Raw genomic sequence first — 22,590 nt, 5'->3', positions numbered from 1 at the left:
GGCCATCACCCCTCAAACAAAATCGAGCTTTTCGCGCAGGCGCTGGCGCGCGCGGTAAATGCGTGTCTCGATCGTCTTTTCGGTCACGCCAAGAAGTTCGGCCGCCTCGCGCTGGCTCCGGCCATCGATGGTCACGAGGACCAGCGCCTCGCGCAGCTTGACCGGCAGGCGCTCGATCGCGCGGGACACGCTTTCGAGGGTCTGTCGATCGCCGATTTCGGTTTCCGCGTCGGGGGTGGCGGCAGCAACCGGCAGGTCCATATCGAAGAGCCCGAAGCTCAGGAAGCGGGCCGCCTTGCGCCGCCGCAACCGGTCACGGCACTTGTTGAGCGTCACGGTCGTGAGATAGGCCGCCACCGGTTGGGCGGGGTCCAGCTTTGCGCGTGCGACCCACGTCGAAGCGAGAGCGGTCTGGACGGCGTCCTCCGCCTCCTCGTTCGAGCCAAGCATGCGTCGGGCAAGGCCGAGCAACCGCGGAAGGTGCGGCTCGACGAGCCGTCCGAATGCCGTCCGGCTTCCCGACCGGACGTCCTCAACCAGGCCCTGTTCACCCGTGTCGTGCTGCCCCTGCACCGCCGTTCATTCGCCGGGTTCGCCGGTGAGCGAAGAGGCGACCTGACGGTCGAAGCGCTGCTGCTGCGCCGGATCGAGCAGCATGCGCATCGCGAATACGTGCTGGACGGTGGCCTTTTGCAAATCCCCCATGCGCGCATGGACATCGTCGATCGCCGCCGCGACCTTGGGTCCGTAATCGTGTTCCTCCTCCATCGCGGATGCGAGCCGGGCGTTGGCCGCGCGCAGCGACAGGTCGAGTTCCTTGCGTTCGACGGCGAAGCGGGCCTCGAGCTGATCGAGCCTGGCGTTTTGCGCGGCATCGAGGTCGAGTTCTTCGTGGACGAATTCGTGCAGCGTCTGCGGATGGCTGGTCTCGCGCCACTCGCTTGCCGCAAAGGCGCCGATGCAGCCTGCGATCAGGGCCAGCAGGACCGCCAGCAGCAGCTGCAATCCACCGACCTTCATGGTTCGACGTGGAGCAGGGCGGCCGGAGACAGATCGGCGCCCTCGACCAGCTGGTAACCCGCCGGCTCGGCATTGGCCGGGGCCTGCGTCGTGCCGAACCCGGCGCCTAGCCCGATAAAGGCCATCGCGGCAAAGAGCACCAGGTGGGTCCGCCGCGCGGACACTTCTTCCAGTCGGCCGGCGCGCATCCAGACGCCGTCCATGAAGTCCTCCGGGATCGCCCCGCCGCTGCCCGACCCGAGCCTGGCCAGCGCCTTATCCAGTCTGTGTTCGTCTCGCATCGTGCCTCGTTCCTGCTTGCACCCTTCCTATACGCTGCGTTCGGTTCCGCCCCTCGAAAAAATAGTGAGGGGTGCGCGAAGCCGCGGCGTAACAGGAGCATGAACCGATCGACCCTGCTCCGGCAAATCTTCGTTCCGCTGGCCGCCCTCGTGCTTGCCATGCCTGCCATCGTCAGTGCTCACGAAGGCCACAAGGAGGACAGGAGTGACGCCGAGATGGCGCAGATGGAAAGCCATGATGCCGCAGGCGGGCACGATGTCATGGAAGAAGCGTCGCACGGGATCCATGACTATGGTTTGCAAGAGGCAGTCGCTGAGCAGCCAACACCCGAACAGGCACTGGCGGCTGCCGTCGCGGAGAACCGCGCGAGTTCGGCGGGTGACGTTCTCGGCCGGCTTCATCCCATAGCGGCTCACTTCCCGATCGCGCTGCTGCTGATGGCGGCTCTCGCCGAGTTGCTGCTTATTTTGCGCCCCTCCCTGGCGCTGGAGACGACGGTGCGGTTCCTCGTCGCCGGTGGTGCAGGAGGTGCCGCGATCGCCGCCCTGCTCGGCTGGTTCGCGGCCGGGTGGCGGCTTTCCGACCGATCGGAAACGCTCGCACTTCATCGCTGGAACGGAACCGCGATCGCCGGCGTAGCGCTGGTTGCGGCGTGGCTCGCATTTCGTTCGCATAGCCGCGCGGGCCTGCGTCTTGCGCTGGCGGTCCTTGCCGCCGCGCTTGTTGCGCAGGGCTATCTCGGCGGCGAAATGGTCTTCGGCCCCAACCATCTCGGAATTCGATAGGCGGAAGGACGTAGGTTCATGGGAAATTTTTGCAAAAGATCGCTGCGAAGCACGCTCAATACCGCCATGCTGCTCGCGCTCGTGGCCTGTTCCGGTGCCGCGCAGGCGGCAAGTTACACCATGCTGCGCGATCCCAGTTGCGGGTGCTGCGAAGCCTGGGCGACGCATATCCGTGAGGGAATGAACGCCGAAATCGACGTGCGGGACAGCGCCGACATGGCCGCTGTCAAGGACCGCCACGGCGTTCCTGGCGACCTGCGCTCGTGCCATACCATGATCGTCGAGGGCTATGTCATCGAAGGCCATGTACCGGCCGCCGACATCGCGCGACTTCTACGCGAACGTCCCAAGGGCGTCGAAGGATTGGCGGTTGCCGGAATGCCGGTGGGATCGCCGGGCATGGAAATGGGCGGACGCACCCAGCCCTATCAGGTGGTTGCCTTCGGCAAGGCCGGACGCGCGGCTTTCAGTAGTTACAATTGAATGAGACGAGGAGAATTCGAGTGAACAAGCTGATCGTTATCGTCGCGGGCGCTTTGCTCGCGGGTCCGGCCTGGGCCGGCGAAGCCCAGACCGACCAGCCAGCGCCTCCAGCCAAGAAACCGCAGACGTGTGAGATGATACATAACGGCATGAAAATGCAGGGCATGATGGTCAAGGGCGAGGACGGCAATATGACTTGCCGGATGATGGACCAGCCGCACATGGATCACGGCAAGATGGACCATGGCGGAAGCCCGCAAGGACAGCCCGCCCACGACCAACACCCGCCGCAAGCGCCCAAGTAGGGCCGAGAGATCCGAGAGAGTGCGCCGTCCATGACCACATTCGTCTGTCCGATGCATCCCGAGGTGCGGCAGGAAGACCCGGGAGACTGCCCAAAATGCGGCATGCATCTCGTTCCCGAGGATGAAGCGGGCCAGTCCGGCGGCCACGGACACGCCGGTTGCTCCGGTCACGCCGCCGAACCCGCGCCGGATGACGGGCGCTACAACCACGTTCCGTCCGATTATGCGGGACCGGTCTATACCTGTCCGATGCACCCACAGGTGCGCCAGACCCATCCGGGCCCCTGTCCGATATGCGGCATGGGGCTCGAACTCGAATCCGCCGCGATGGTGGAGGACGGCCCCAATCCGGAACTGATCGATTTCACCCGGCGGTTCTGGATTGGCGCAGTCCTCACGCTGCCGCTCTTGGTACTGACGATGGGGCCGCTGGTCGGGCTCGGCGCGCTGCGCGAGGGACTGGGCGAGTGGACTGCGATGTGGATCGAATTCGCACTCGGCACGCCGGTCGTGCTGTGGTGCGGTTGGCCGTTCATGGTGCGCGGCTGGAATTCTTTCCGGACGCGAAACCTCAACATGTTCTCGCTCATCGCGATGGGCGTTGCCGCCGCTTATCTCTTCAGCGTCGTTGCAGTCCTCGCACCCGGCGTCTTTCCGGCGGGCTTTCGCAGCGCCGAAGGCCATGTCGGCGTCTATTTCGAGGCCGCGGCTGTCATCGTCGTTCTGGTTCTGCTCGGCCAGGTCATGGAACTGCGCGCGCGCGAGGGGACCGGCAAGGCGATCCGCGCCCTGCTGGACCTCGCAGCGAAATCGGCCACGCGGATCGGCGAAGACGGACGCGAGGAAGAGGTCCCGCTGGAAGAGATCGCGGTCGGCGATCGCTTGCGCGTGCGCCCCGGCGACAAGGTGCCGGTCGATGGCGTGGTCGTCGATGGGCGCTCTTCGGTCGATGAAAGCATGATCACCGGCGAGCCCGTGCCGGTCGAGAAAACCGCCGGCGATACGCTCACCGGCGCAACGATCAACGGAACCGGAAGCCTCGTAATGGAAGCCCGGCGAGTCGGCGCTGACACCATGCTGGCGCAGATCGTCGACATGGTCGCCGCTGCCCAGCGGTCGCGCGCGCCGATCCAGAAATATGCCGACAAGGTCGCGGGCTGGTTCGTTCCGGCGGTGATGGGAGTTGCGGGCCTCGCCTTTATCGGCTGGGCCATGTTCGGTCCTTCCCCCGCGCTCGCCTATGCACTGGTCGCCGCCGTTTCCGTTCTTATCATCGCCTGCCCCTGCGCCCTCGGCTTGGCGACGCCAATGTCGATCATGACCGCAACCGGGCGCGGCGCGCAGGCGGGCGTGCTGATCAAGAACGCCGAGGCGTTGGAACGCTTCGAGAAGATCGACACGCTGATCGTCGACAAAACCGGCACACTGACCGAGGGCAAGCCCCGCCTGGTTGCAGTCATGGCCTCGGGTCCGGACGGCGAAGACGAGGTGCTGCGGCTCGCGGCCTCGCTTGAGCGCGGTTCGGAACACCCGCTTGCCGAGGCTATCGTGACCGGCGCGCAAGAGCGCGATTTGCCTCTCGCGGATGCGAGCGACTTCGAGGCTGTCACCGGCAAGGGTGTCAAAGGGAAGATCGATGGCCGGGCGGTAGCGCTCGGCAACAAGGCCCTGCTCGAAGACATGGGTCTCGTCGGCGGCGATCTGGTCGACAAGGCCAATGCGCGACGCGACGAAGGCGAGACCGTCATGTTCGTTGCGCTGGACGGAGCGCTGGCGGGACTCGTCAGCGTTGCCGATCCGGTCAAGGAAACCACACCCGACGCTCTCAAGGCACTCCACCAACTGGGCCTGCGGATCATAATGGCCACCGGCGACAACGAACGTACTGCCAAGGCCGTTGCGGCGCGGCTCGGGATCGACGAAATCCGCGCCGACGTGCTGCCCGAAGACAAGGCGCGGATCATTCGCGAACTGCAGGGGCAAGGCGCAAAGGTTGCCATGGCGGGTGACGGCGTGAACGATGCTCCCGCGCTCGCTCAGGCCGATGTCGGGATCGCCATGGGGACCGGTGCAGACGTTGCCATCGAGAGTGCCGGAATCACCCTGGTAAAGAGCAACCTCGACGGGATCGTGCGCGCCCGGCGGCTGGCGCAGGCGACGATGGGGAACATCCGCCAGAACCTGTTCTTCGCGCTGATCTACAATGCCGCGGGTGTGCCGGTCGCGGCAGGCGTGCTTTACCCGGCGATGGGGCTGCTCATCAGTCCAATGTTCGCCGCCTTTGCGATGAGCTTGTCCTCGATCTCGGTAGTGCTGAACTCGCTGCGCCTGCGCACGGCGCGGCTGTGACCGGCGAACACGATCATTCCAGCGCCCACCGGGCGCATGAGGGCGCCGAGCAGCAAGGCAGCATCTCGCTGAGCGGTGCGGTCGCGATGGGGACCGGCGTCATGATCGGCGCCGGTATCTTTGCCCTGACAGGCCAGATCGCCGAACTCGCCGGCCCGCTATTCCCGCTTTCGTTTATCGCGGGCGCGTTTGTTACCGCGCTTGCCGCCTACAGCTACGTCAAGATGTCGGACGCCTGGCCTTCCTCGGGCGGCATCGCGATGATCCTGCAAAAGGCTTACGGCCCCGGTACCATCGCCGCCTCGGCTTCGGTGCTGATGGCGCTGTCGATGGTCATCAACGAAAGCCTGGTGGCCCGAACTTTCGCGACCTACGCGCTGCGGCCGTTCGGCGAGGAGACGAACGGGCTGTTGCTCTCGGTTCTGGCCTTGGCCCTCATCGTGTTTGCCTATCTCGTAAACGCGGCTGGCAATCGCTCGGTGAGTACCGCGTCGCTCGTCATGTCCGCGATCAAGATCGGCGGCATCGCGATCTTCGCAATCGCTGCCCTGTGGGCCAGTGGCTTCAGCGGCGGTGCCTTTGCCGAGCCCGCAACCGGTTTCAAGGGCATGGGCTTTGTCGCCTCGATCGCCTTCTCGATCCTCGCCTTCAAGGGGTTTACGACCATCACCAACAGTGGCGGCGAGATCGTCGACCCGCACCGCAATGTCGGCCGGACGATCATGATCGCGATTGCCATTTGCGTGGTGACCTATCTCCTCGTCGCGGTCGCCGTCGGTTCCAGCCTCAGCATCGAACGGATTGTCGAGGCACGCGATTATTCGCTGGCCGCGGCCGCCGAGCCGGCGCTCGGACCTGCGGGATTCTGGTTCACGGTGGTGATCGCGGTCACGGCCACGGCATCGGGCGTCGTGGCAAGCGTGTTCGCGGTCTCGCGCATGCTGACGATGCTGACCGAAATGACGCTGATTCCGCACAGCCATTTCGGGATGAAGGGAAGCCTGCGCAGTCACCTCCTGGTCTACACCGTGGTCATGGCGGGAACGCTCGCGGTGCTCTTCGACCTGACCCGCATCGCCGCACTAGGGGCCTTCTTCTACCTGGTCATGGACATGCTGGTACATTGGGGTGTCTTCCGGCACCTGCGCCGCGATGTGGGGGCACGGGCGGCAATCCTGCTCGCGGCCATGGCTGCCAACGGCGTGGTCCTTGCCGCCTTTTCGTGGGTGAAGCTCAAGAGCGACCCGATGGTCGTACTCTACGCGGCAATTGGCATCGTTCTGGTCTTTGCAGGTGAGTATCTCTTCTTGCGCCGCAGGGAACGGCGCGAGCGCGAGACAAGTTAGAAATGGAAGTCCACAGAAGGGAGATGGAGCCATATCGTCTGCGACAATCATCGGTATTGTATTGTTTCTTGCAGCCCTGTGGCTGCACCTTGGCATGATCCGCCTGGCGAGGCTGACCGTTCAGCCTGCCTCGATCGGTTCCCTGCGGCTCAGCCTTGCCTATCTCATCGTGCTCGCCAGCCACCTGCTCGTCACCGGTCTCTTTGCGATCGGCTTCGCCGGTAGCGCAGCGCTCGGGATCGGGGGGTTCGACAAGGAGCCTGCGATGAGCGCGATGGACCTGTTCTATTTCTCGCTCATCAACATCACCACGCTCGGCCTCGGGGACATCTATCCCACCGGGCACCTGCGCGCGCTGGCGGGGATCGAATCCCTCACCGGTTTCCTGCTGATCAGCTGCACCGCGCAGTTCGTGTTCTCGACAATGAAGAAGCAAAAGGAGTGATCCATGTCGGATAGCCAGCAACACCATCACGGCGGGGGCAACTATTGGCGCTTCATGGCCATGATCGGCACCTCGACCGCAATCATGTTCGGGCTGATGTACGCCAACACCTTCAGCATAGATCACGTCTTCTGGAGCGAGACGCGCTTCTGGATGGCATTCGTGATGGGCGCGATGATGATGGTCGTCATGCTCCTTTTCATGTGGGGGATGTACAAGAACAAGACCAAGAACTGGATCATTCTCGGAGTGGCCGCGCTGGTCTTCGCGGTGGCGCTGTGGCTGGTGCGCAGCCAGACCACCGTGAACGACACCGAATATATGAAGGCAATGATCCCGCATCACTCGATTGCGATCATGACCAGCGAGCGAGCGCATCTGCGCGATCCGCGCGTCCGCGAGCTGGCCAAGGACATCATCGTCGCGCAGCGGCGCGAGATTGCCGAAATGAAATATCTCATCGCCGACATCGAAGCGAACGGAGTGCGCAGCACCGAGCGCCTGCCCGAAGAGCTCGCCCCTGTACCCGCCGCCCCGCAATCGGAGAACGCCCAATGACTCGCTCGCTCACTCCCCTTGCGCTCGGCACTGCCCTGCTGCTTGGTGCCTGCAACCAGAACACCGCGCCCGGTAACGATCGCGAGGCGCAGGTCGATCCGGCGCCGACCGCCGCTCCGACGGCGAGCGCCGCCGAAGCCCTCTCGGGGATAGCGACCGGCGCGATACAGCCCGAGACCATGAACGAGGCCGATGTCGCCAGTCTCGGGGGCCTTGCCGGCAATTGCGTGATCCGCCTCACAGGGGTCGCCTATCCGTCCTTCTTCGAGGACCGTGCCAATGGCCTCGGCTATGTGAAGCTCAACGGCAAACTCGTGCGGCTCGCTCGCGTCGCTGAGGGCTACTTCGCCGACGGCAACCTGCGCATCCGGCTGCGACCCGCCGCGGAGGATAAGAGCGACAACGGTCTCCCCGGTGCTGAAATGCTGATCGCACTGCCGGGCGCGAAAGATGAGCTTGGCTTTCGCGGTTATCGGGACTGCGCCGGGACGAAAAAGTCCTGACGCGGTCCGCCGCGCGGTCAAAACCGGCGCCGCTTTCCTTCGAACCCGTTCTTCACCTCGTCGATCCAGGCGGTCACTTCGCGATCGCTCCAGCGCGAGGCGAATGGAGAGATCTTGTAGGGCGCCGGGAACTTTCCTTCCTGAATCAGCCGATAGATCATCGACTTGCCCAATCCGACACGACGCTTCACTTCGTTGAGCCTGATCGGGCGGTAAATAGGATGTTCGGCTTCGCTCACTTGCGGGCCGCCCGGCTACGCGCAAAGGTACGATCGCTTTCAAGAAACGCCGCCAGCATTGCCGGGATGAGTTGGGCCACGGGTTCTTCGACACCGTAGGCCTTGGCATAGACAGCCGCGTAGTCCTGCAACGCCGACTGGAGGCAGGGGGTGATCGTGATCGAAAGCTTTACGGGCGTACCGTCGGGCAGCTTGGCGAGCTTGAAATCGGCCATATCAGGTTCCTTGTCGGCGCCAGGGCGCGGGGATGAGGTCGCGCGTCACCAGCACACGCACGAGCGCGCCGGGCCGGACCATGATGGTCGGCTGGATATCGAGGTTGCGGTCGATCCCAGTGGACCTTTACGGACCCGTGAAAACAGGGGCCTGGCGGAGCGGCGCGGTTTCGATCCGTCGATCAGCCCGAGCAGTAGATGCTCGTCACCAGGCAGTGCTTCACCGACAGCGACCGGTCGGCCGAGTGCATCTTCGCACAGGTGCATCAGGCTATCGGACACTGGAGCAATTATCTCGCAATTCTGGGAAGCAAGAATCGTGTAGAGACAGGGTTGGACAGATTGGCCTGTATCGCGCGCATTGCGCTAGCACCGCGCCGCCTCGATCAGCAATGACCGATGCGCGGCATCGTCGAGGCTTGGCGGCGGGAAGTGGCGGGTCATCGATCTGTCCTTTCTGCGCTTTCCCCTCATGCCGCTTATTGCGCTTCACTCGCAAGTTCTGGCTGGCGATGGCGATGACTGCCAGGTGAAAGCCGGTCGATCCGTCCGATGATCGATGCGCCCCGCCCGAACGGGCGGGGCGCCGTTGGCCTTAACGCGACCAGATGAGGGCGTATTCGCCGCCAGTGTCGGTCTCGGACAGCGTGGCATAGACGGGAGCGGGGAAGCTCGGATCGTCCAGCTTAACCGAGATATAGTCGCGGCCTTCGCGACTGGTCTTTTTCCAGGCGGCGCCGATGTCGAGATTGCCGGCGCTGACGCGAAAGTCGGGAGATTTCTCGCCGTCCTTGTCGACGGGGCGGAGAATTGCCTGGGTGTTGAGGGTGAGCGTCCTGATGGTGCCGCCCAGTTCGCCGTTGTCGTTGGCGGTGAAGGTGCCGATGGTAGCCATGTCGTGGTTCCTTTCGTGTTGCTCGGACCGCGCCCATCGCGGCCTCGATGGCGGTTCAAGGGACCGGAGCGATCGGCGGCGCATCCCAAAGGGACCGCAGCGAAGCGGAGGATGGCGGGACGCCGCTTTTTTGTTTCGCGATGCAAAGCCGTCAGGCGGCGGAAAAAGCGGCGGACCCGTCATTGCGGCATAGCCGATCGGGCGAAGCTGCCTCCGGTCAGACCAGCCATGAGAGAGGCCGTGTGGGTGTGGTTCTGACGGCAGGGAACAGAGAATGCAGGTGTGCGATCGGAATCCCTAAGCCACAGGTGCAGGTGTTTCGGCACCTGTCGAACAGAACGCTCTCCATACCACACAAGGGCAAATTGAGCGCCTCAGGTGGCCGCGCGTGCCCTACTTCCCGAAAGTCCCCGCAATTCGGACCGAGCCTGCCGGACGATCTGCCATCCGCCACTGACACCAAGACTGGCGAGGATCATAGCAACGGCGATATCAGGCCAGGCGGTACCCGTGCCGAACACGCCGAGCGCGGCGGCGACCACGGCCACATTTCCGATCGCGTCATTGCGCGAGCAGATCCACACGGACCTGCGATTGGCATCGCCGTCTCGGTGGCGCCATAGCATGACAGCGCAGGCGCAATTGGCGATGAGTGCCAGCACGCCGATAATGCCCATCGTCTCCGCCCTTGGAAGCGTGCCCGTTATCGCCATCCACACGGTGCTGGCGAGAATCCAAAAGCCGAGCAGGAGCAGCGAGGCACCCTTGAGCCATGCGGCCCGCGCGCGCCATTGCAGCGCCATGCCGGCAACGCCGAGGCTGATCGCATAGTTGGCGGCATCCCCGAGAAAGTCGAGTGCGTCGGCTTTGAGCGATGCCGAATGCGCCGCAACCCCCGCCACCATCTCGACGCCGAACATGCCGGCATTGATGGCCAGCACGATCCACAGCACTCGTCGCCATGCCTTGTCCGTGGTCGGTGCGGTCGTTTCGCAACCGCCGCAACATCCGCCTGCCATATTCGTCACCTCGATTATTGCGATACGACCGCCTATATGCACCCTGTAGCAACTACAGGGTCAAGGGCATGGCGTTCACGATCGGCGAACTGGGCAATGCAACAAGCACGAACGTAGAGACGATCCGCTATTACGAGCGGATCGGATTGCTTGCGAAGCCCGAACGGACTTCGGGTAATTATCGCTCCTATGGGAAGGCGGAACTGGGCCGGCTCTCATTCATTCGCCGGGCACGCGATCTCGGCTTTCCGCTCGATCGGGTGCGGGCGTTGCTGTCACTGTCGGATGATCGCACACGCGACTGCGCCATGGTCGATGCCTTGGCCCGCGATCACCTTGCCGAGGTCGAGCGTAAGATCGCCGATCTGACTGCGCTTCGGAGCGAGCTGTCCGCATTGCTCGACACCTGCGACGGCGGCACGGTTGGGGATTGCCGGATTATCGAGGCGCTCGCACCGCCTGCCACTTCAGGAGAGACCCTGTGAGCCTCACACCGTTCGCCTATCTCGGCGCAGCGTTGGCCGAGATCGCAGGTTGCTTCTCCTACTGGGCTTGGCTGCGGCTCGGCAAATCACCTTTTTGGCTTCTTCCCGGCATGATTTCGCTCGCCTTGTTCGCGTGGCTGCTGACCTTGGTCGACAGCGATGCGGCGGGACGAACCTATGCTGCCTATGGCGGCGTCTATATTGCTGCCTCACTGGGCTGGCTATGGGCGATTGAAGGGCTGCGCCCCGATCGATGGGATATTACCGGTGCCTCCATCTGTCTCGTTGGGGCGGCCATTATCCTACTTGGTCCCCGTTCTATTTGAACCGGTGAGCCGGGTTAATTACCAGCGGTGACGATCCGACGCATAACAATACGGCCGCGCCCCATCGGGCGCGGCCGCAATTTTTCAGCCTGTCACAAAAAGCGGTAAAGAGAGCCGGGACCGCTCGCGCGGCCCCGGCTCATGCCGCTATTCGGCGGCGACGGCGTAGAAGTCTTCACCGTCCTTTGCTTGCGCTTCGGAAGCATCCGCCTCCGGCGTCCGCAGGATCGCAGGCAACCATCCGGTCCCGGCCAGAAGCTGCTCGGCGGACTGCGCCATGTCGGCTTTCTTCATGTCCACGATCCGGCGCGCGGCATCCTCCGACACACCTTCGCTCAAGGCCTCGACGATATGCGCCTTGGTGACACGGCCAAGGTAGCTGTCCACGGTGGGCGTCCAGTCCTTCGCCATGTCGAGCGACAGCGCGCTTGCCAGCCTGTCCGCGGTTTGCAGCGAACGGGGCTTGCGATCCCACGGCAGACGCAGGGCATTGACGGTGCAGGATACACAATACGCCAGCAGCGCCGTCCGGTCCTCGTCGTCCAGAGCGACAATGAAGGCCCACAGGTCCGCCACGTCACGCGGCATGCGTTCCGCCCACGCCTCATGCGCCGCGTTTGCCTTGGCCGCCAGCGGCGTGTCTTCGATACCGTCCGCATGACTGCCAAGCGGCGTCACGGTCGGACGAACCTCAAGGCAACCGGCCTCGGCATAGCTGTAAAACAGTTGCGAGGTCAGCGTGTGGGTGAGCGCGATCAACGCCATGTCGGGCCGCTCGCCAAGCGCCACGCGAAGGGCCAGCGTTCGGTGCGCGGACAGGTCGCGGGTCAAGGCATCGGAAATCGGTTTGCCGACTTCCTCGTCCTCGATTTCCTGCACATCCTCATCACCTTCGGCCTGCTCATCCTCGACCGTCTCCGGGTCGATGGCTTCACCATCGGGCTGCGGATCGGCCAGCACCTCATCCTCGGCACGAACGAAACCGCGCTCAACTCTGACCGTCCCGTCATGGTTGAGCACCACGAACACACCGCCATACGCGATCACATTGGCATCATAGGCATGGCGATTGTCGGAAATCGCATCGATCTCCGCATCCAGCGCCTCGACCTTGGCCGCCACGTCCTCCGGCATTTCGTCATAGGAGTCGAAATTCTCGACAAGCTGGTCATACTGGGCTGACGCCGCTTCCAACCGCTTCTCGTCCTCGTCGGACAGGGCAACGGCTTCGGGATAGAAATGCCGCATGCCGTGGGCATGGGGATAGTCGATATGCGCCTCGACCCATTTCCAGCCCTCGGCCTGCACTTCGGCAGCAACCTCGCGCAGCTTCTCGATAGCCAGCATATCGAGCAAACCCGCATCCTCGAAATAGCCGCCGCCTTCGTCGGCAAACAGGTCGCGGATGATCGTGCCGCCCGCTTCTTCATAAGCTGCCTCACCCACGAAGATCGCGCGGCGATCATGGCCGGGAACATTGGCGGCGGTCAGATCGCGCCGAATGATCCATGGCTCGCGGTTGTGATGCAGGCTCTCGAACACCTGCTCCTGTCGGTCGTGGTCCCCGGTAATGGCAAAGGCCATCAACTGATCCAGCGTCAGCCCATCCTCGCGGTAGACCTGCAACAGCTTCGGAGACACAGCACCAAGGCGCAGCCGCTGCTTCACGACATGGGCGGACACGCCGAACCGCGCGCCGATTTCCTGCGCGCCCCAACCCTTGGTTTCGGAAAGCTCGCGGAACCGCTCGAACTGGTCGGCGGGGTGCATGGGGGTCCGGGTCACATTCTCGTCCAGACTGATCTCGGACGGATCGTTTTCGGTATCGAGCCAGCAGCGCACCAGATCGGATTTCTTCATCTTCCGGCGCTTGGCACACAACAGCATCGCCTGCCTGCGGCCTTCGCCAGCGGTGACGAAATAGGAGCCGGTCGGCGTCCCGTCCTCCTTCACTTCGGGTTCCACGACAAGGTTCTGGATCAGTCCCTTGTGCGCGATGGATGCGGCCAGTGCCTCGATGGCGCTTTCCCCATGCGGCACCTTGCGCGCATTGCGCGGGGACTTCTTGAGCTTGTTCAAAGGCACTAAGATCTCGACGCCCGACGCAGGCTCGGCAGCGGTGGTTTCGGTAACAGCGTTCATCACACTTCTCCTTCAACACACACTCACCCCGGAATGGGGTGGGCGGCGAAGGAGCGACCGGCTGGTTCGCTGTCAGAGCCGGGGCGCACCCGGAGGGCTGAAACGAAGAGGAAGTAAGCGCAAAGCGCGTTGCGCCCCGGCGCGGCGAACCTAAAGGGAAGCGTCGCCCACCCCACCGACGGGGAGAGATACAAACAACGCGATCGGGTCGGCGCAGCCCTGGACCGATCTCCGCATCCAGAGGACGACGCGAATTCGCAGACGCGGATTTACGACATGACGTGAAACGACGCTCGCGTCAGGGATTGAAGCCGCATGGCGGAGACAGGCAACGCTTGGCTCCGGTGCAAACCGAAAGCCCGGCCCAAAGGGCGACGCCGCCGCAATCTTCGCTATTCGACGCCAGAACCAACCTGAGTTTGCCGATTTTCTGGAGACAATGTGGAGACAACAGCCCTCGCAACCGGCTTTGTCTCCAGCGAAAGGGAATGCGCCGTGGCGCTAATTCGCTGATTTGTCATGGAAAACTGGAGCGGGCGAAGGGATTCGAACCCTCGACCCCAACCTTGGCAAGGTTGTGCTCTACCCCTGAGCTACGCCCGCTCTGACGTTCGAGGCCTGCCGTGTTTGCCGGTAGGCCCGGGGTGGAGGCGCGCCACTAGCAGTGCCTTTTTGGGGTGGCAAGAGGGAAATCGAAAATTTTTTCATCCTCCCTGACAGAGCAACGCAAAACCGGCATTTCCGACGCAATGACCCTTCACAAACGCTCGCAAAGTCCCGATCTATGCAACCGCAGCACAGTTTAGGAGCAAGCACTTTGGCCAGCATGGGTCTCAACCTCGACGAACAGAAGGCAGTGGACCGTTTTCGCCAGTCCGTTGTCGAACCCTCGATGACGCAGTTGGTGATCCTCGATTTCTGGGCCGAATGGTGCGGGCCGTGCAAGGCGCTCACGCCCGTGCTCGAAAAGGTTGCCGCCGAATATGCCGAAAAGGGCGTGTTGCTCGCGAAAGTGAACGTCGACGAAGAACAGTTCATTGCCTCGCAGTTCCAGGTCCGCTCGATCCCGACCGTCTATGCGATCTTTCGCGGCCAGCCGGTTGCCGACCTGACCGGCGCACGCACCGAATCGCAGCTCAAGTCCACGCTCGACCAGCTGCTGGAAAAGCTTCCGGTCGAACCCGGCGGCGGTGAGCCGGAGGCCGATCTGGCACCGCTTCTCGCCATGGGCGAGGAAGCGCTGGCAGGGGATGACGCCGAACGCGCCGCCAGCATCTTCATGCAGATCGTCGAAATGGCCCCCGACAATGCCGAGGCGCTCTCCGGCCTGATTCGCAGCTTCATCGCTTCAGGACGCCTCGAGGAAGCCGAGCAGGTGCTCGGTAGCCTGACCCCGGAACTGGCGCAGGATGCGCATGTGGAGCGCGCGCGCGCTGCCCTGCAGCTGGCCAAGGACAAGCCCGACGACAGCGAGCTGGCCGCCCTTCGCACCGCCGCGGCCGAGCGCCCCGACGACATGGACGCGCAGCTTGCCTTCGCCAATGCTGCCTTTGCCGCCGGTGAGCGCGATACCGCTGGCGAAACGCTCCTGGCGATGATCCAGGCCGACCGCGAATGGAACGATGGCGCCGCGCGCGCCAAGCTGCTCCAGATCTTCGAAGCCGTCGGTCTGGAAGATCCCTGGGTCTCGGCAACCCGGCGCAAGCTCTCGACGATCCTGTTCGGCTGACCCTCCGTGACGCGCATCACCATCTTTCCCCTGCCCGGGGTGGTTCTCTATCCGGGACTGCAGCTGCCGCTGCACATCTTCGAACCGCGCTACCGGGCGATGATAAGTGATGCGCTCGCGCGCGACCGGCTGATCGGCATGATCCAGCCTCAGCGGCCAGAGGAAGGCGCACCGCTCTTCTCGATCGGCTGTCTGGGCCGCATCGGCGACGTTGAAGCGCTCGAGGACGGGCGCTTCAACATCATTCTCGAAGGCGAATCGCGTTTCCGCATCGTCAAGGAACTCGATGTCACCACCCCGTTCCGGCAGGTCGAGGCCGAACTGATCGAGGAGAGCGAGGACGAAGCCCTAGCCCCGGTCGAGCGCGCCAGCTTCGAACGGGAAGCGCGCCGCTTTGCCGACATGCAGGGCTATGCGGTAGACTGGGATCAGGTAGCCCGGCTGGACGACGTCTCGCTGATCAACGGCGTTTCACAGATCGCCCCGTTCGACCCCGCCGCCAAGCAGGCCCTGCTTGAAGCCAACGGGCTGGGCGCGCGATGCGAGCTGCTCGTGCAGCTCATGCAGTTCTTCGGCCGCCACGGCGAAGGCGACGAAGAAGGCGTGACCCTGCAGTAGAAGCGCGCGCGGCGGCGGCTCAGGCCGCCGCCGGGAAGCGCAGCACGGCGGTGACGCCGTCGATCACGTATTGCGCCGCCAACGCGGCCAGCAGGACGCCCAGCAGGCGGGTAATCACCGCCTCCACCTTGTCCCCCAGCACCCGCATCAAGGGCCCGGCGGCAGCAAGCGCGGCAAAGCTGAGCAAAAGGACGAGCAGCATCGCGCCCAGCACGGCAAAGGTCTGCTCGATGCCCTGGGCGCGCGCGGTCAGCAGCATGATCGTGGCGATAGAACCCGGCCCGGCGAGCATCGGCATGGCCATCGGGAAGACCGACACGTCCTCCACTTCCGGCGTCGCCATGATTTTCTCGGCCCGCTCTTCGCGCCGCTGCGTACGCTTTTCGAACACCATTTCGGTGGCGATCATGAACAGCATGATGCCGCCTGCGATGCGAAAGGCATTGAGCTCGATGTGCAGCGCGCCAAGCAGCTTTTCGCCGAACAGCGCGAATATGACGAGAATGATCGCGGCGATGACGCAGGCACGGGCAGCCATCGCAATGGCCTGCCTCCGCGTGGCGTCGGCCGAAAGTCCGGCATAGATCGGCGCGCACCCGGGCGGGTCGATGACAACGAACAGCGATACGAAAGCCGAAAGAAACAGCTCAAGCATGGAATTCTACCTGGCGTCCTCGGCACTGACTTTCAGGGAAAGCACGGGCTTCATCTCGCCATCCTTTCGCAATGACACGGTAAGGGTTCGGGCAAAGTCGGGTTCGACGTGGTAGGCCCAGGTCAGCGTGCCGTCGTCCGACGTGCCGCTGCCGTCCATGCCCGCGACCTTGATCGGCTCGCGGTCGCGGCGCTCATCCTCGGCCTTGCCGCGATAGGCGCCCGGCCACTCGCCGCGCGACGGGCAGTCGGCTACGGAGGCGGATAGCATGAAGGGCTTGTCGAGCGGCTTGGCCAGCGGCGCGCCCTGGTCGAGCACCCAGCGGTATTCGCCCTTCTTGTCCTGCCGCCAGATCGTCGTGAAGTAACCCGCCGCGCCGCCGGGCGCCTGATAGGCGCCGCGAGTGACGCCCAGCGAACCATCACAGCTCATCCAGACCTCGTAAGGCTCCCACTGCACGGGCTGCGCGGGGTCGGATCGCCCGCCGAGCCACGACCTTGCAAGGACCGGCTGCGGCACGAACATGATCGCGGATTCGTCGGAGGTCTTGCGAAACGCCGTCCATTGCCCCTTGTCATGCGCGAGGCGATTGAAGGCGATTTCAGCGGCGACCAGCGCGCTCGGATTGGCAGTGCCGGGGCCGGGCCGGCGACGCGGCTCGGCCAGTGCCGGGGATGCAAGCACCCCGGCCAGCGCCAGCAGCGCAAGACCGAGCGCGGCAGGCTTCAAATCGCGTTCTCGTCAAGCGCGACGCCGGCGTTGCGATGCGCGGCCACCAGGGTATTGCGCAGGAGCACGGCAATCGTCATCGGCCCCACGCCGCCGGGTACCGGGGTGATCGCCCCGGCAACTGGCAAGGCCGAAGCGAAGTCGACGTCGCCGACGAGCTTCGTCTTGCCTTCCTCTGCCGCGGGAACGCGGTTGATACCTACGTCGATCACGGTGGCACCGGGCTTGATCCAGTCACCCTTGACCATTTCCGGACGACCCACGGCAGCCACGACGATGTCGGCGCGGCGCACGACCTCGGGAAGGTCTTTGGTGCGGCTGTGCGCAATCGTCACCGTGCAACTTTCCGCCGTGAGCAACTGCGCCATCGGCTTTCCGACGATGTTGGAGCGACCGATGACCACGGCATCGAGGCCCGAAAGCGAGCCGAGCCGGTCCTTCAGCAGCATCAAGCAGCCCAGCGGCGTGCAGGGCACGAAACCGGGCAGCCCGGTCGCCAGACGGCCGACATTGACGACATGGAAACCGTCGACGTCCTTGTCCGGATTGATCGTGGCGATGACCTTCTGCTCGTTCATGTGCGCAGGCAGCGGCAGCTGGACGAGAATCCCGTCCACCGCCGGGTCGGCATTGAGCTTTTCGACGAGCGCCAGCAGGTCTGCCTCGCTCGTGTCGGCATCAAGCTTGTGCTCGAAGCTGTTCATGCCGCAGGCAAGCGTCTGCTTGCCCTTGTTGCGCACATAGACCTGGCTTGCCGGGTCCTCACCCACGAGAACCACTGCCAGGCCCGCCTTGCGCCCGGCCTTCGCCTCGAACTGCGACGCGAAAGTGGCGACGCGGCCGCGCAGGCCTTCGGCGAATGCCTTGCCGTCGATAATCGCTGCTTCGCTCATCAGCCGTAGGCCCTTGCGAGATTGCCCAGGATGATCTGGAGGATGGTAAGCCCGATGATCAGGATCATGGGCGAGAAATCGATCGTCCCGGTGCTGGGCATCAGGCGCCTGATCGGCCGCAGCAGCGGTTCGAGCAGGGCATTGAGGGCCTGATAGACCGACGCCACGAACTGGTTGTGCATGTTGACCACGTTGAAGGCGATCAACAGGCCCAGCACGAACTGCACGATCACCACGAACACGATGATGTTCACGAGGTAATCGATGATCTGGTAGAGGGTGTAGAAGAGCAAGTCCTGCTCCCTTTCTTCTGGAACTGGCGCTGCGGCTGATAGCCGAGCAGGCGCGTGGGGAGCAAGGCCGCAGTCTGCAGCGGACCCATGCCCGCCGACGAAAGACTATTGCGGCAGGGTGGAGGTGCGCTCGATCCGCCAGTTGAGCTGTTCCTCGCTGGCTCCCGGCACATCGTTGACGCGGCGCAGGACAATCGTGCCGCGGCGCGAGGGACGTCCATCGGCGAAGTCGACCACCATCGGCGCCTCGTAATAGAGCGATCCGGCAGCGCCCGAGGTATCGCCCTTGCCCACCGCCACCTTCGGCCCGGCATTGCCGCCGAATTCCTTCTCGAGCTTCTCGGGCGTCATCTGCGCGTCGAGGCTCCAGGCCCTGGCGGCATCGCCCCAGTCGCCGATGCGGATGGCATTGGTGTAGAAACGCAGCAGGCGTTCGGGATCGCGGCGCTCCTTGAGCGCGGCCATGTCCAGACCGGCGGCCAGGCCGGCGGATGCCGCCCCGGAGGCATCGGCGGAAGGCACTTCCTGAACCATGGCACCTTCGCTTGCCTCGCCGCTGATGCTGGCGGAAGGCTCGGCCATCGGCGGTTCCTTGTCGCAGGCGGAGAGCAGCAGCACGCTCGCCGTGAGCGCGGTGGCAAAAGCGGCTTTGAGATGCATGGTTTTAGAGATGCCTTTCAGACCCTTGGTCCCCTTCGCAAAAATCCTAGCCTGCGCGGATGAGCGTGCCGGCACCTTCCTGCGTGAAAATTTCCAATAACATGGCATGCGATACCCGTCCGTCAAGGACAACGGCGGCTTCACACCCAGCTTCCACGGCATGGACGCAGGTTTCCAGCTTCGGGATCATCCCTCCCGAGATGGTTCCGTCCTTCTGCAGGCGGTCAATATCGGCCGGGCGCAAGTCGGTCAGCAGCTCGCCCTGCTTGTCGAGCACGCCGTGCACGTCGGTGAGCAGGAACAGGCGCGCTGCGCCCAGTGCCGCCGCGATGGAGCCGGCCATCGTATCGGCGTTGACGTTGTAAGTCTCGCCATTGGGGCCCGGCGCGATCGGCGCGATGACCGGGATCATGCCCGCCGCCGAAATCGATTCGATCACGCTGGTATCGATCCTGTCGGGTTCGCCGACGAAGCCGAGATCGACCACGCGCTCGATATTGCTGTCCGGATCCTTGCTGGTGCGCTGCACCTTGCGGGCGGTGACGAGGCCGCCGTCCTTGCCCGACAGGCCCATCGCGCGCCCGCCGGCCTTGGCGATCCAGCCCACGATCTCCTTGTTGATCGCCCCTGAAAGGACCATCTCGGCCACTTCGGCAGTCGCCTTGTCGGTGACGCGCAGCCCGTCGATGAACTGGCTTTCCACCCCGACCTTCTTGAGCATGGCACCGATCTGCGGGCCGCCGCCGTGGACGACCACGGGGTTGATGCCCACTGCCTTGAGCAGGACGACATCTTCGGCGAAATCGTGCGCCAGTTCGGGATCGCCCATGGCATGGCCGCCGTACTTCACGACGAAGGTGCGACCTGCGTAACGCTGCAGGTAAGGCAGCGCGTCGACGAGCGTTTCGGCCTTGGCAAGGAGCGAGGGATCGTGTGGATTCGGCATGGGGTGCGCTTTAACGCTCCTGCGCGCGATTTGAAGCATTTTCGGCGTTTCCGTCCAGAAAATGGCCGAGTTTCACGACGATCCAGATCACGATCGGGACCACGACGGCCGAGAGCACGACCTTGGCAAGCGCCTGCCCGACCAGGATCCCGAAGATCTCGCGCACGCCGTAGAACGAGATGGTGATGAAGATCATCGTGTCGACGATCTGCGAGAGCGCCGCCGCGATGAAGCCGCGCAAGCCGGCGAAGCGCCCGGTCGCGGCCCGCAGCTTCGAGAAGATCCAGATATTGAGCGTGAGCGAGACGGCATAGGCGCAGATCCCTGCCGCCATCATCCGCCCCGACTGGCCCAGGATTACCGGAAAGGCGGCCTTGGCCGGCTCATACATGCCCGGATCGGTGGGCAGTTGCAGCACGAAGAAAGTCAGCGCGATAGCCATGACAAGCGGTACCAGCCCGAAGCGCGCCAGCCGGTTCGCGGTATCCTTGCCGTAGAGTTCGGCAATACCGCTGGACGTCGCCACCAGGGTCAGGAATGGGAAGATACCCGCCTCCACCGCAAGCGGTCCGATAGACACCTGCTTGGCGCCCAAGACGCCGCCCAGTGTCACCATGCCGCCATAAATCAGCGAGAAGAGCATCAGGCCTGGCGGGCAATTGCGCGATTGCGGCAAGGGGGGCGTGATCATGGTCGGACGATCTAACCGTTCGGCTTCGCAATTGCACTAGCCGCCTTTTGCGCAGGGCATTAGGTTTGCCGGGTTTTTTGGCCTCCTGCGGAGAAATGCGCCGAATGCACGTTGCCTATAGCCTGATCGGCATTGCTCTCATCGCGGCTGTCGCATTCCTCCTCTCCACAGATCGCAAGGCCATCCGCCCCCGCGTGGTCGGCGCCGCCTTTGCGCTGCAGGCCGGCTTTGCCGCTCTCGTGCTCTACGTGCCCTTCGGCCGCTCGCTGCTGAACGGCGCGTCGCGGGGCGTGAGCAACCTGCTCGGCTATGCCCATGCCGGGGTGGAGTTCCTGTTCGGGCCCCTCGCCCGCCCGGAGATCGGCGGCACCAGCTTCGCCATCTCGGCATTGCCGGTCATCATCTTCTTCGCCTCGCTGATCTCGATCCTCTACTACCTGCGGATCATGCCGCTGGTGATCCGCTGGATCGGCGGCGCGCTGGAGAAAGTAACCGGGATCAGCAAGGTCGAAAGCCTGTGCGCGGCCTCCAACATCTTCGTCGGCCAAAGCGAAAGCCCGCTGGTGATTCGCCCCTACATTGCCGGGCTGACACCCTCGCAACTGTTCTGCGTGATGACGGTCGGCCTGGCCGGGGTCGCCGGCACGATCCTGGCCGCCTATGCCAGCATGGGCATCCGCATCGATTACCTCGTGGCTGCCGCCTTCATGTCCGCACCGGGCGGCATCTTCATGGCCAAGATGATCATGCCCGATCCGCGCAGGGTGACGCTGGCCCAGGAAGATGCGGCGCTGGAAGCCGCTGCCCGCGGCGCACAGGTCGAGGTGCCGCATGACGAGGAACGCCCCGCCAATATCATCATGGCCGCATCGCAAGGCGCGCAGACGGGCGTGAAGCTGGCAGTCGCGGTCGGCGCGATGGTACTTGCCTTCGTTGCCCTGATCGCGCTGGCCAATGGCGTGGTCGGCTGGGCTGCAGGTCTGTTCGGCTACCAGGACGTCACTTTCCAGTCGCTGCTGGGCTACCTGCTCGCGCCGATCTTCTACCTGCTCGCCGCGCCCGACTGGCACGAGGCGATGCAGGCCGGCAGCCTGTTCGGCACGAAGATCGTGCTCAACGAGTTCGTCGCCTTCATCGACCTTGGCGGCGCGGCAGGTCTGTCCCCGCGAACTGTCGCCGTCGTGACCTTCGCGCTGTGCGGCTTTGCCAATTTCTCCTCGATCGCGATCCAGATGGCGGTGACCGGCGGGCTGGCGCCCAACCAGCGCCCGGTGATCGCCCGCCTCGGCCTGCGCGCGCTGGCAGCCGGGAGCCTGTCCAACCTGATGAGCGCGGCGCTGGCCGGACTGTTCCTCGGTCTGGGCTGAAAGAGGGCGGGAAACCGGGCCGTCCTGCGCCCCCACTTTCGCTTTCGCGGAACGGGTCACCGCCTCAAAATCAGTGTCTTGCGCCTCAAGAGTATTACAGGCAGCATCGGGGCCGGCCATCATGGAGGATTACCATGGATGAAATGAAGCCCACCCCGACGCCTGCCAATTCAGGTTTCGAGTTCAATAATCCGACGATCATCAGCCTGCTTTATCTTGCCTCGTTCCTGACCGGGGTAACGGCGATCGTCGGCATCGTTCTTGCATTTGTCTGGCGCAACGAACCGAAAGCGGACTGGGAAGTTTCGCATTACCAGTACCTGATCAACACGTTCTGGATCGGGCTGGTCGGCTCTGTCGTGGGCTTCATGCTCATGATCGTGCTGATCGGCTTCCTGATCCTGCCCGCCGTCGCAGTGCTGGTGATCGTGCGCAGCGTGTTGAGCCTGCTCAACGCGCAGAAGCATGCACCGATGCCCAATCCATCAACCTGGCTGGCCTGAACGGGATCGCCCGAAGAAAAAGGAGCGTCGTGGCCAAGTCATGATGCGGTATCATGATGCTCCGCCAGGACGCTCCATTGCTCCGTCCTGCGGCAAGCGTTTCGCAGGA

Annotated in this window: 29 protein-coding genes and 1 tRNA gene; 14 read left to right on the top strand and 16 right to left on the bottom strand. The window is 63.9% G+C overall.

What is annotated here, in order from left to right; all coding sequences use genetic code 11:
* Nucleotides 1–12: 12 nt before the first annotated feature.
* The 3 genes from J3474_RS04640 to J3474_RS04630 are packed head-to-tail and all read right to left on the bottom strand — an operon-like array spanning nt 13 to nt 1,301.
* Nucleotides 13–573, bottom strand: a complete 561-nt coding sequence (locus J3474_RS04640) for an RNA polymerase sigma factor (RefSeq protein WP_207093242.1) — start codon at nt 571–573, stop codon at nt 13–15.
* Between the two features lie 6 nt (nt 574–579).
* Nucleotides 580–1,020, bottom strand: coding sequence for a periplasmic heavy metal sensor (locus J3474_RS04635; protein ID WP_207093241.1), 441 nt, complete (start codon nt 1,018–1,020; stop codon nt 580–582).
* The gene (locus tag J3474_RS04630) at nt 1,017–1,301 is read right to left on the bottom strand and encodes a hypothetical protein (RefSeq protein ID WP_207093240.1); all 285 of its coding nucleotides are present in this window, start codon (nt 1,299–1,301) and stop codon (nt 1,017–1,019) included. The genes J3474_RS04635 and J3474_RS04630 overlap by 4 nt, the downstream gene beginning before the upstream one ends.
* Nucleotides 1,302–1,400: 99 nt before the next feature.
* Here J3474_RS04630 and J3474_RS04625 point away from each other — a divergent pair, with 99 nt between their 5' ends.
* The 8 genes from J3474_RS04625 to J3474_RS04590 all read left to right on the top strand — a co-directional run bounded on the left by J3474_RS04625 (nt 1,401) and on the right by J3474_RS04590 (nt 8,076).
* Nucleotides 1,401–2,087, top strand: coding sequence for a DUF2231 domain-containing protein (locus J3474_RS04625; RefSeq protein WP_207093239.1), 687 nt, complete (start codon nt 1,401–1,403; stop codon nt 2,085–2,087).
* A gap of 66 nt (nt 2,088–2,153) precedes the next feature.
* Nucleotides 2,154–2,570, top strand: coding sequence for a DUF411 domain-containing protein (locus tag J3474_RS04620; protein WP_242528194.1), 417 nt, complete (start codon nt 2,154–2,156; stop codon nt 2,568–2,570).
* Nucleotides 2,571–2,590: 20 nt separating this feature from the next.
* The gene (locus tag J3474_RS04615) at nt 2,591–2,875 is read left to right on the top strand and encodes a hypothetical protein (protein WP_207093238.1); all 285 of its coding nucleotides are present in this window, start codon (nt 2,591–2,593) and stop codon (nt 2,873–2,875) included.
* 30 nt (nt 2,876–2,905) lie between these two features.
* Nucleotides 2,906–5,224, top strand: coding sequence for a copper-translocating P-type ATPase (locus J3474_RS04610; protein ID WP_242528193.1), 2,319 nt, complete (start codon nt 2,906–2,908; stop codon nt 5,222–5,224).
* Nucleotides 5,221–6,570, top strand: coding sequence for an APC family permease (locus J3474_RS04605; RefSeq protein ID WP_207093237.1), 1,350 nt, complete (start codon nt 5,221–5,223; stop codon nt 6,568–6,570). Before J3474_RS04610 ends, J3474_RS04605 begins: the two co-directional genes overlap by 4 nt.
* A 61-nt stretch (nt 6,571–6,631) precedes the next feature.
* Nucleotides 6,632–7,015 carry an ion channel gene (locus tag J3474_RS04600; RefSeq protein ID WP_242528192.1) on the top strand — a complete coding sequence of 128 codons (384 nt, stop codon included), beginning with the start codon at nt 6,632–6,634 and terminating at the stop codon, nt 7,013–7,015.
* A gap of 3 nt (nt 7,016–7,018) precedes the next feature.
* Nucleotides 7,019–7,573 carry a DUF305 domain-containing protein gene (locus J3474_RS04595; RefSeq protein WP_242528191.1) on the top strand — a complete coding sequence of 185 codons (555 nt, stop codon included), beginning with the start codon at nt 7,019–7,021 and terminating at the stop codon, nt 7,571–7,573.
* Nucleotides 7,570–8,076, top strand: a complete 507-nt coding sequence (locus tag J3474_RS04590; RefSeq protein WP_207093236.1) for a DUF6692 family protein — start codon at nt 7,570–7,572, stop codon at nt 8,074–8,076. Before J3474_RS04595 ends, J3474_RS04590 begins: the two co-directional genes overlap by 4 nt.
* A 17-nt stretch (nt 8,077–8,093) precedes the next feature.
* On the opposite strand, the gene J3474_RS04585 is transcribed toward J3474_RS04590, so the two are convergent.
* The 4 genes from J3474_RS04585 to J3474_RS04570 all read right to left on the bottom strand — a co-directional run bounded on the left by J3474_RS04585 (nt 8,094) and on the right by J3474_RS04570 (nt 10,444).
* Nucleotides 8,094–8,315 (bottom strand): AlpA family transcriptional regulator, encoded by a 222-nt coding sequence (locus tag J3474_RS04585; protein WP_242528190.1) that lies wholly within the window; start codon nt 8,313–8,315, stop codon nt 8,094–8,096.
* Nucleotides 8,312–8,530: a DUF2274 domain-containing protein gene (locus J3474_RS04580; protein ID WP_207093235.1), complete on the bottom strand. Its 219-nt coding sequence runs from the start codon at nt 8,528–8,530 to the stop codon at nt 8,312–8,314. Before J3474_RS04580 ends, J3474_RS04585 begins: the two co-directional genes overlap by 4 nt.
* 595 nt (nt 8,531–9,125) lie before the next feature.
* On the bottom strand, nt 9,126–9,425 hold the full coding sequence (locus J3474_RS04575) for a DUF736 domain-containing protein (RefSeq protein WP_207093234.1): 300 nt from the start codon (nt 9,423–9,425) through the stop codon (nt 9,126–9,128).
* Between the two features lie 374 nt (nt 9,426–9,799).
* Nucleotides 9,800–10,444, bottom strand: a complete 645-nt coding sequence (locus J3474_RS04570) for a cation transporter (protein WP_207093577.1) — start codon at nt 10,442–10,444, stop codon at nt 9,800–9,802.
* A 68-nt stretch (nt 10,445–10,512) separates the two neighbouring features.
* On the opposite strand from J3474_RS04570, the gene J3474_RS04565 reads away from it, so the two are divergent.
* Together J3474_RS04565 and J3474_RS04560 are read left to right on the top strand one after the other, a co-directional pair.
* Nucleotides 10,513–10,929, top strand: a complete 417-nt coding sequence (locus J3474_RS04565; protein ID WP_207093233.1) for a helix-turn-helix domain-containing protein — start codon at nt 10,513–10,515, stop codon at nt 10,927–10,929.
* Nucleotides 10,926–11,255, top strand: a complete 330-nt coding sequence (locus tag J3474_RS04560) for a YnfA family protein (protein ID WP_207093232.1) — start codon at nt 10,926–10,928, stop codon at nt 11,253–11,255. The genes J3474_RS04565 and J3474_RS04560 overlap by 4 nt, the downstream gene beginning before the upstream one ends.
* A 147-nt stretch (nt 11,256–11,402) precedes the next feature.
* Here J3474_RS04560 and J3474_RS04555 read toward each other — a convergent pair whose 3' ends face one another.
* Nucleotides 11,403–13,397, bottom strand: a complete 1,995-nt coding sequence (locus J3474_RS04555) for a ParB/RepB/Spo0J family partition protein (protein ID WP_207093231.1) — start codon at nt 13,395–13,397, stop codon at nt 11,403–11,405.
* A gap of 528 nt (nt 13,398–13,925) precedes the next feature.
* Nucleotides 13,926–14,000 (bottom strand) — tRNA-Gly (locus J3474_RS04550).
* Nucleotides 14,001–14,223: 223 nt separating this feature from the next.
* Here J3474_RS04550 and trxA point away from each other — a divergent pair.
* The gene (gene trxA / locus J3474_RS04545; protein ID WP_207093576.1) at nt 14,224–15,126 is read left to right on the top strand and encodes a thioredoxin; all 903 of its coding nucleotides are present in this window, start codon (nt 14,224–14,226) and stop codon (nt 15,124–15,126) included.
* Nucleotides 15,127–15,132: 6 nt separating this feature from the next.
* The gene (locus J3474_RS04540; RefSeq protein WP_013831671.1) at nt 15,133–15,744 is read left to right on the top strand and encodes an LON peptidase substrate-binding domain-containing protein; all 612 of its coding nucleotides are present in this window, start codon (nt 15,133–15,135) and stop codon (nt 15,742–15,744) included.
* 19 nt (nt 15,745–15,763) lie between these two features.
* On the opposite strand, the gene J3474_RS04535 is transcribed toward J3474_RS04540, so the two are convergent.
* The 7 genes from J3474_RS04535 to J3474_RS04505 form a co-directional block, all read right to left on the bottom strand.
* Nucleotides 15,764–16,399: a MarC family protein gene (locus J3474_RS04535; protein ID WP_007012359.1), complete on the bottom strand. Its 636-nt coding sequence runs from the start codon at nt 16,397–16,399 to the stop codon at nt 15,764–15,766.
* Nucleotides 16,400–16,405: 6 nt separating this feature from the next.
* Nucleotides 16,406–17,128 (bottom strand): hypothetical protein, encoded by a 723-nt coding sequence (locus J3474_RS04530; RefSeq protein WP_207093230.1) that lies wholly within the window; start codon nt 17,126–17,128, stop codon nt 16,406–16,408.
* On the bottom strand, nt 17,125–18,021 hold the full coding sequence (gene folD, locus J3474_RS04525) for a bifunctional methylenetetrahydrofolate dehydrogenase/methenyltetrahydrofolate cyclohydrolase FolD (RefSeq protein WP_013831669.1): 897 nt from the start codon (nt 18,019–18,021) through the stop codon (nt 17,125–17,127). Before folD ends, J3474_RS04530 begins: the two co-directional genes overlap by 4 nt.
* On the bottom strand, nt 18,021–18,314 hold the full coding sequence (locus J3474_RS04520) for a YggT family protein (protein ID WP_007012361.1): 294 nt from the start codon (nt 18,312–18,314) through the stop codon (nt 18,021–18,023). Before J3474_RS04520 ends, folD begins: the two co-directional genes overlap by 1 nt.
* A 105-nt stretch (nt 18,315–18,419) precedes the next feature.
* Nucleotides 18,420–18,974 carry a hypothetical protein gene (locus tag J3474_RS04515; protein ID WP_007012363.1) on the bottom strand — a complete coding sequence of 185 codons (555 nt, stop codon included), beginning with the start codon at nt 18,972–18,974 and terminating at the stop codon, nt 18,420–18,422.
* Nucleotides 18,975–19,020: 46 nt separating this feature from the next.
* Nucleotides 19,021–19,920 carry an acetylglutamate kinase gene (gene argB, locus J3474_RS04510; protein ID WP_013831667.1) on the bottom strand — a complete coding sequence of 300 codons (900 nt, stop codon included), beginning with the start codon at nt 19,918–19,920 and terminating at the stop codon, nt 19,021–19,023.
* A gap of 10 nt (nt 19,921–19,930) precedes the next feature.
* The gene (locus J3474_RS04505) at nt 19,931–20,611 is read right to left on the bottom strand and encodes a queuosine precursor transporter (protein WP_007012365.1); all 681 of its coding nucleotides are present in this window, start codon (nt 20,609–20,611) and stop codon (nt 19,931–19,933) included.
* 104 nt (nt 20,612–20,715) lie between these two features.
* Between J3474_RS04505 and J3474_RS04500 the strand changes: the two genes are divergently transcribed.
* The gene (locus J3474_RS04500) at nt 20,716–21,978 is read left to right on the top strand and encodes a NupC/NupG family nucleoside CNT transporter (protein ID WP_007012366.1); all 1,263 of its coding nucleotides are present in this window, start codon (nt 20,716–20,718) and stop codon (nt 21,976–21,978) included.
* Nucleotides 21,979–22,112: 134 nt separating this feature from the next.
* Complete coding sequence (locus tag J3474_RS04495) at nt 22,113–22,481, top strand: membrane protein (RefSeq protein ID WP_013831666.1); 369 nt, start codon at nt 22,113–22,115, stop codon at nt 22,479–22,481.
* Nucleotides 22,482–22,590: the final 109 nt, after the last annotated feature.

The organism is Novosphingobium sp. PY1 (assembly GCF_017312445.1).
Taxonomy (GTDB): Bacteria; Pseudomonadota; Alphaproteobacteria; order Sphingomonadales; family Sphingomonadaceae; genus Novosphingobium.
This window is presented reverse-complemented; position numbering and strand designations above follow the sequence as displayed.

Coding starts and splice junctions, on each gene's coding strand:
- J3474_RS04635 (WP_207093241.1), bottom strand. CDS start 1,020: ATGAAGGTCGGTGGATTGCAGCTGCTGCTGGCGGTCCTGCTGGCCCTG.
- J3474_RS04630 (WP_207093240.1), bottom strand. CDS start 1,301: ATGCGAGACGAACACAGACTGGATAAGGCGCTGGCCAGGCTCGGGTCG.
- J3474_RS04625 (WP_207093239.1), top strand. CDS start 1,401: ATGAACCGATCGACCCTGCTCCGGCAAATCTTCGTTCCGCTGGCCGCC.
- J3474_RS04620 (WP_242528194.1), top strand. CDS start 2,154: ATGCTGCTCGCGCTCGTGGCCTGTTCCGGTGCCGCGCAGGCGGCAAGT.
- J3474_RS04610 (WP_242528193.1), top strand. CDS start 2,906: ATGACCACATTCGTCTGTCCGATGCATCCCGAGGTGCGGCAGGAAGAC.
- J3474_RS04595 (WP_242528191.1), top strand. CDS start 7,019: ATGTCGGATAGCCAGCAACACCATCACGGCGGGGGCAACTATTGGCGC.
- J3474_RS04590 (WP_207093236.1), top strand. CDS start 7,570: ATGACTCGCTCGCTCACTCCCCTTGCGCTCGGCACTGCCCTGCTGCTT.
- J3474_RS04580 (WP_207093235.1), bottom strand. CDS start 8,530: ATGGCCGATTTCAAGCTCGCCAAGCTGCCCGACGGTACGCCCGTAAAG.
- J3474_RS04575 (WP_207093234.1), bottom strand. CDS start 9,425: ATGGCTACCATCGGCACCTTCACCGCCAACGACAACGGCGAACTGGGC.
- J3474_RS04570 (WP_207093577.1), bottom strand. CDS start 10,444: ATGGCAGGCGGATGTTGCGGCGGTTGCGAAACGACCGCACCGACCACG.
- J3474_RS04565 (WP_207093233.1), top strand. CDS start 10,513: ATGGCGTTCACGATCGGCGAACTGGGCAATGCAACAAGCACGAACGTA.
- J3474_RS04555 (WP_207093231.1), bottom strand. CDS start 13,397: ATGAACGCTGTTACCGAAACCACCGCTGCCGAGCCTGCGTCGGGCGTC.
- trxA (WP_207093576.1), top strand. CDS start 14,224: ATGGGTCTCAACCTCGACGAACAGAAGGCAGTGGACCGTTTTCGCCAG.
- J3474_RS04535 (WP_007012359.1), bottom strand. CDS start 16,399: ATGCTTGAGCTGTTTCTTTCGGCTTTCGTATCGCTGTTCGTTGTCATC.
- folD (WP_013831669.1), bottom strand. CDS start 18,021: ATGAGCGAAGCAGCGATTATCGACGGCAAGGCATTCGCCGAAGGCCTG.
- J3474_RS04515 (WP_007012363.1), bottom strand. CDS start 18,974: ATGCATCTCAAAGCCGCTTTTGCCACCGCGCTCACGGCGAGCGTGCTG.
- argB (WP_013831667.1), bottom strand. CDS start 19,920: ATGCCGAATCCACACGATCCCTCGCTCCTTGCCAAGGCCGAAACGCTC.
- J3474_RS04505 (WP_007012365.1), bottom strand. CDS start 20,611: ATGATCACGCCCCCCTTGCCGCAATCGCGCAATTGCCCGCCAGGCCTG.
- J3474_RS04500 (WP_007012366.1), top strand. CDS start 20,716: ATGCACGTTGCCTATAGCCTGATCGGCATTGCTCTCATCGCGGCTGTC.
- J3474_RS04495 (WP_013831666.1), top strand. CDS start 22,113: ATGGATGAAATGAAGCCCACCCCGACGCCTGCCAATTCAGGTTTCGAG.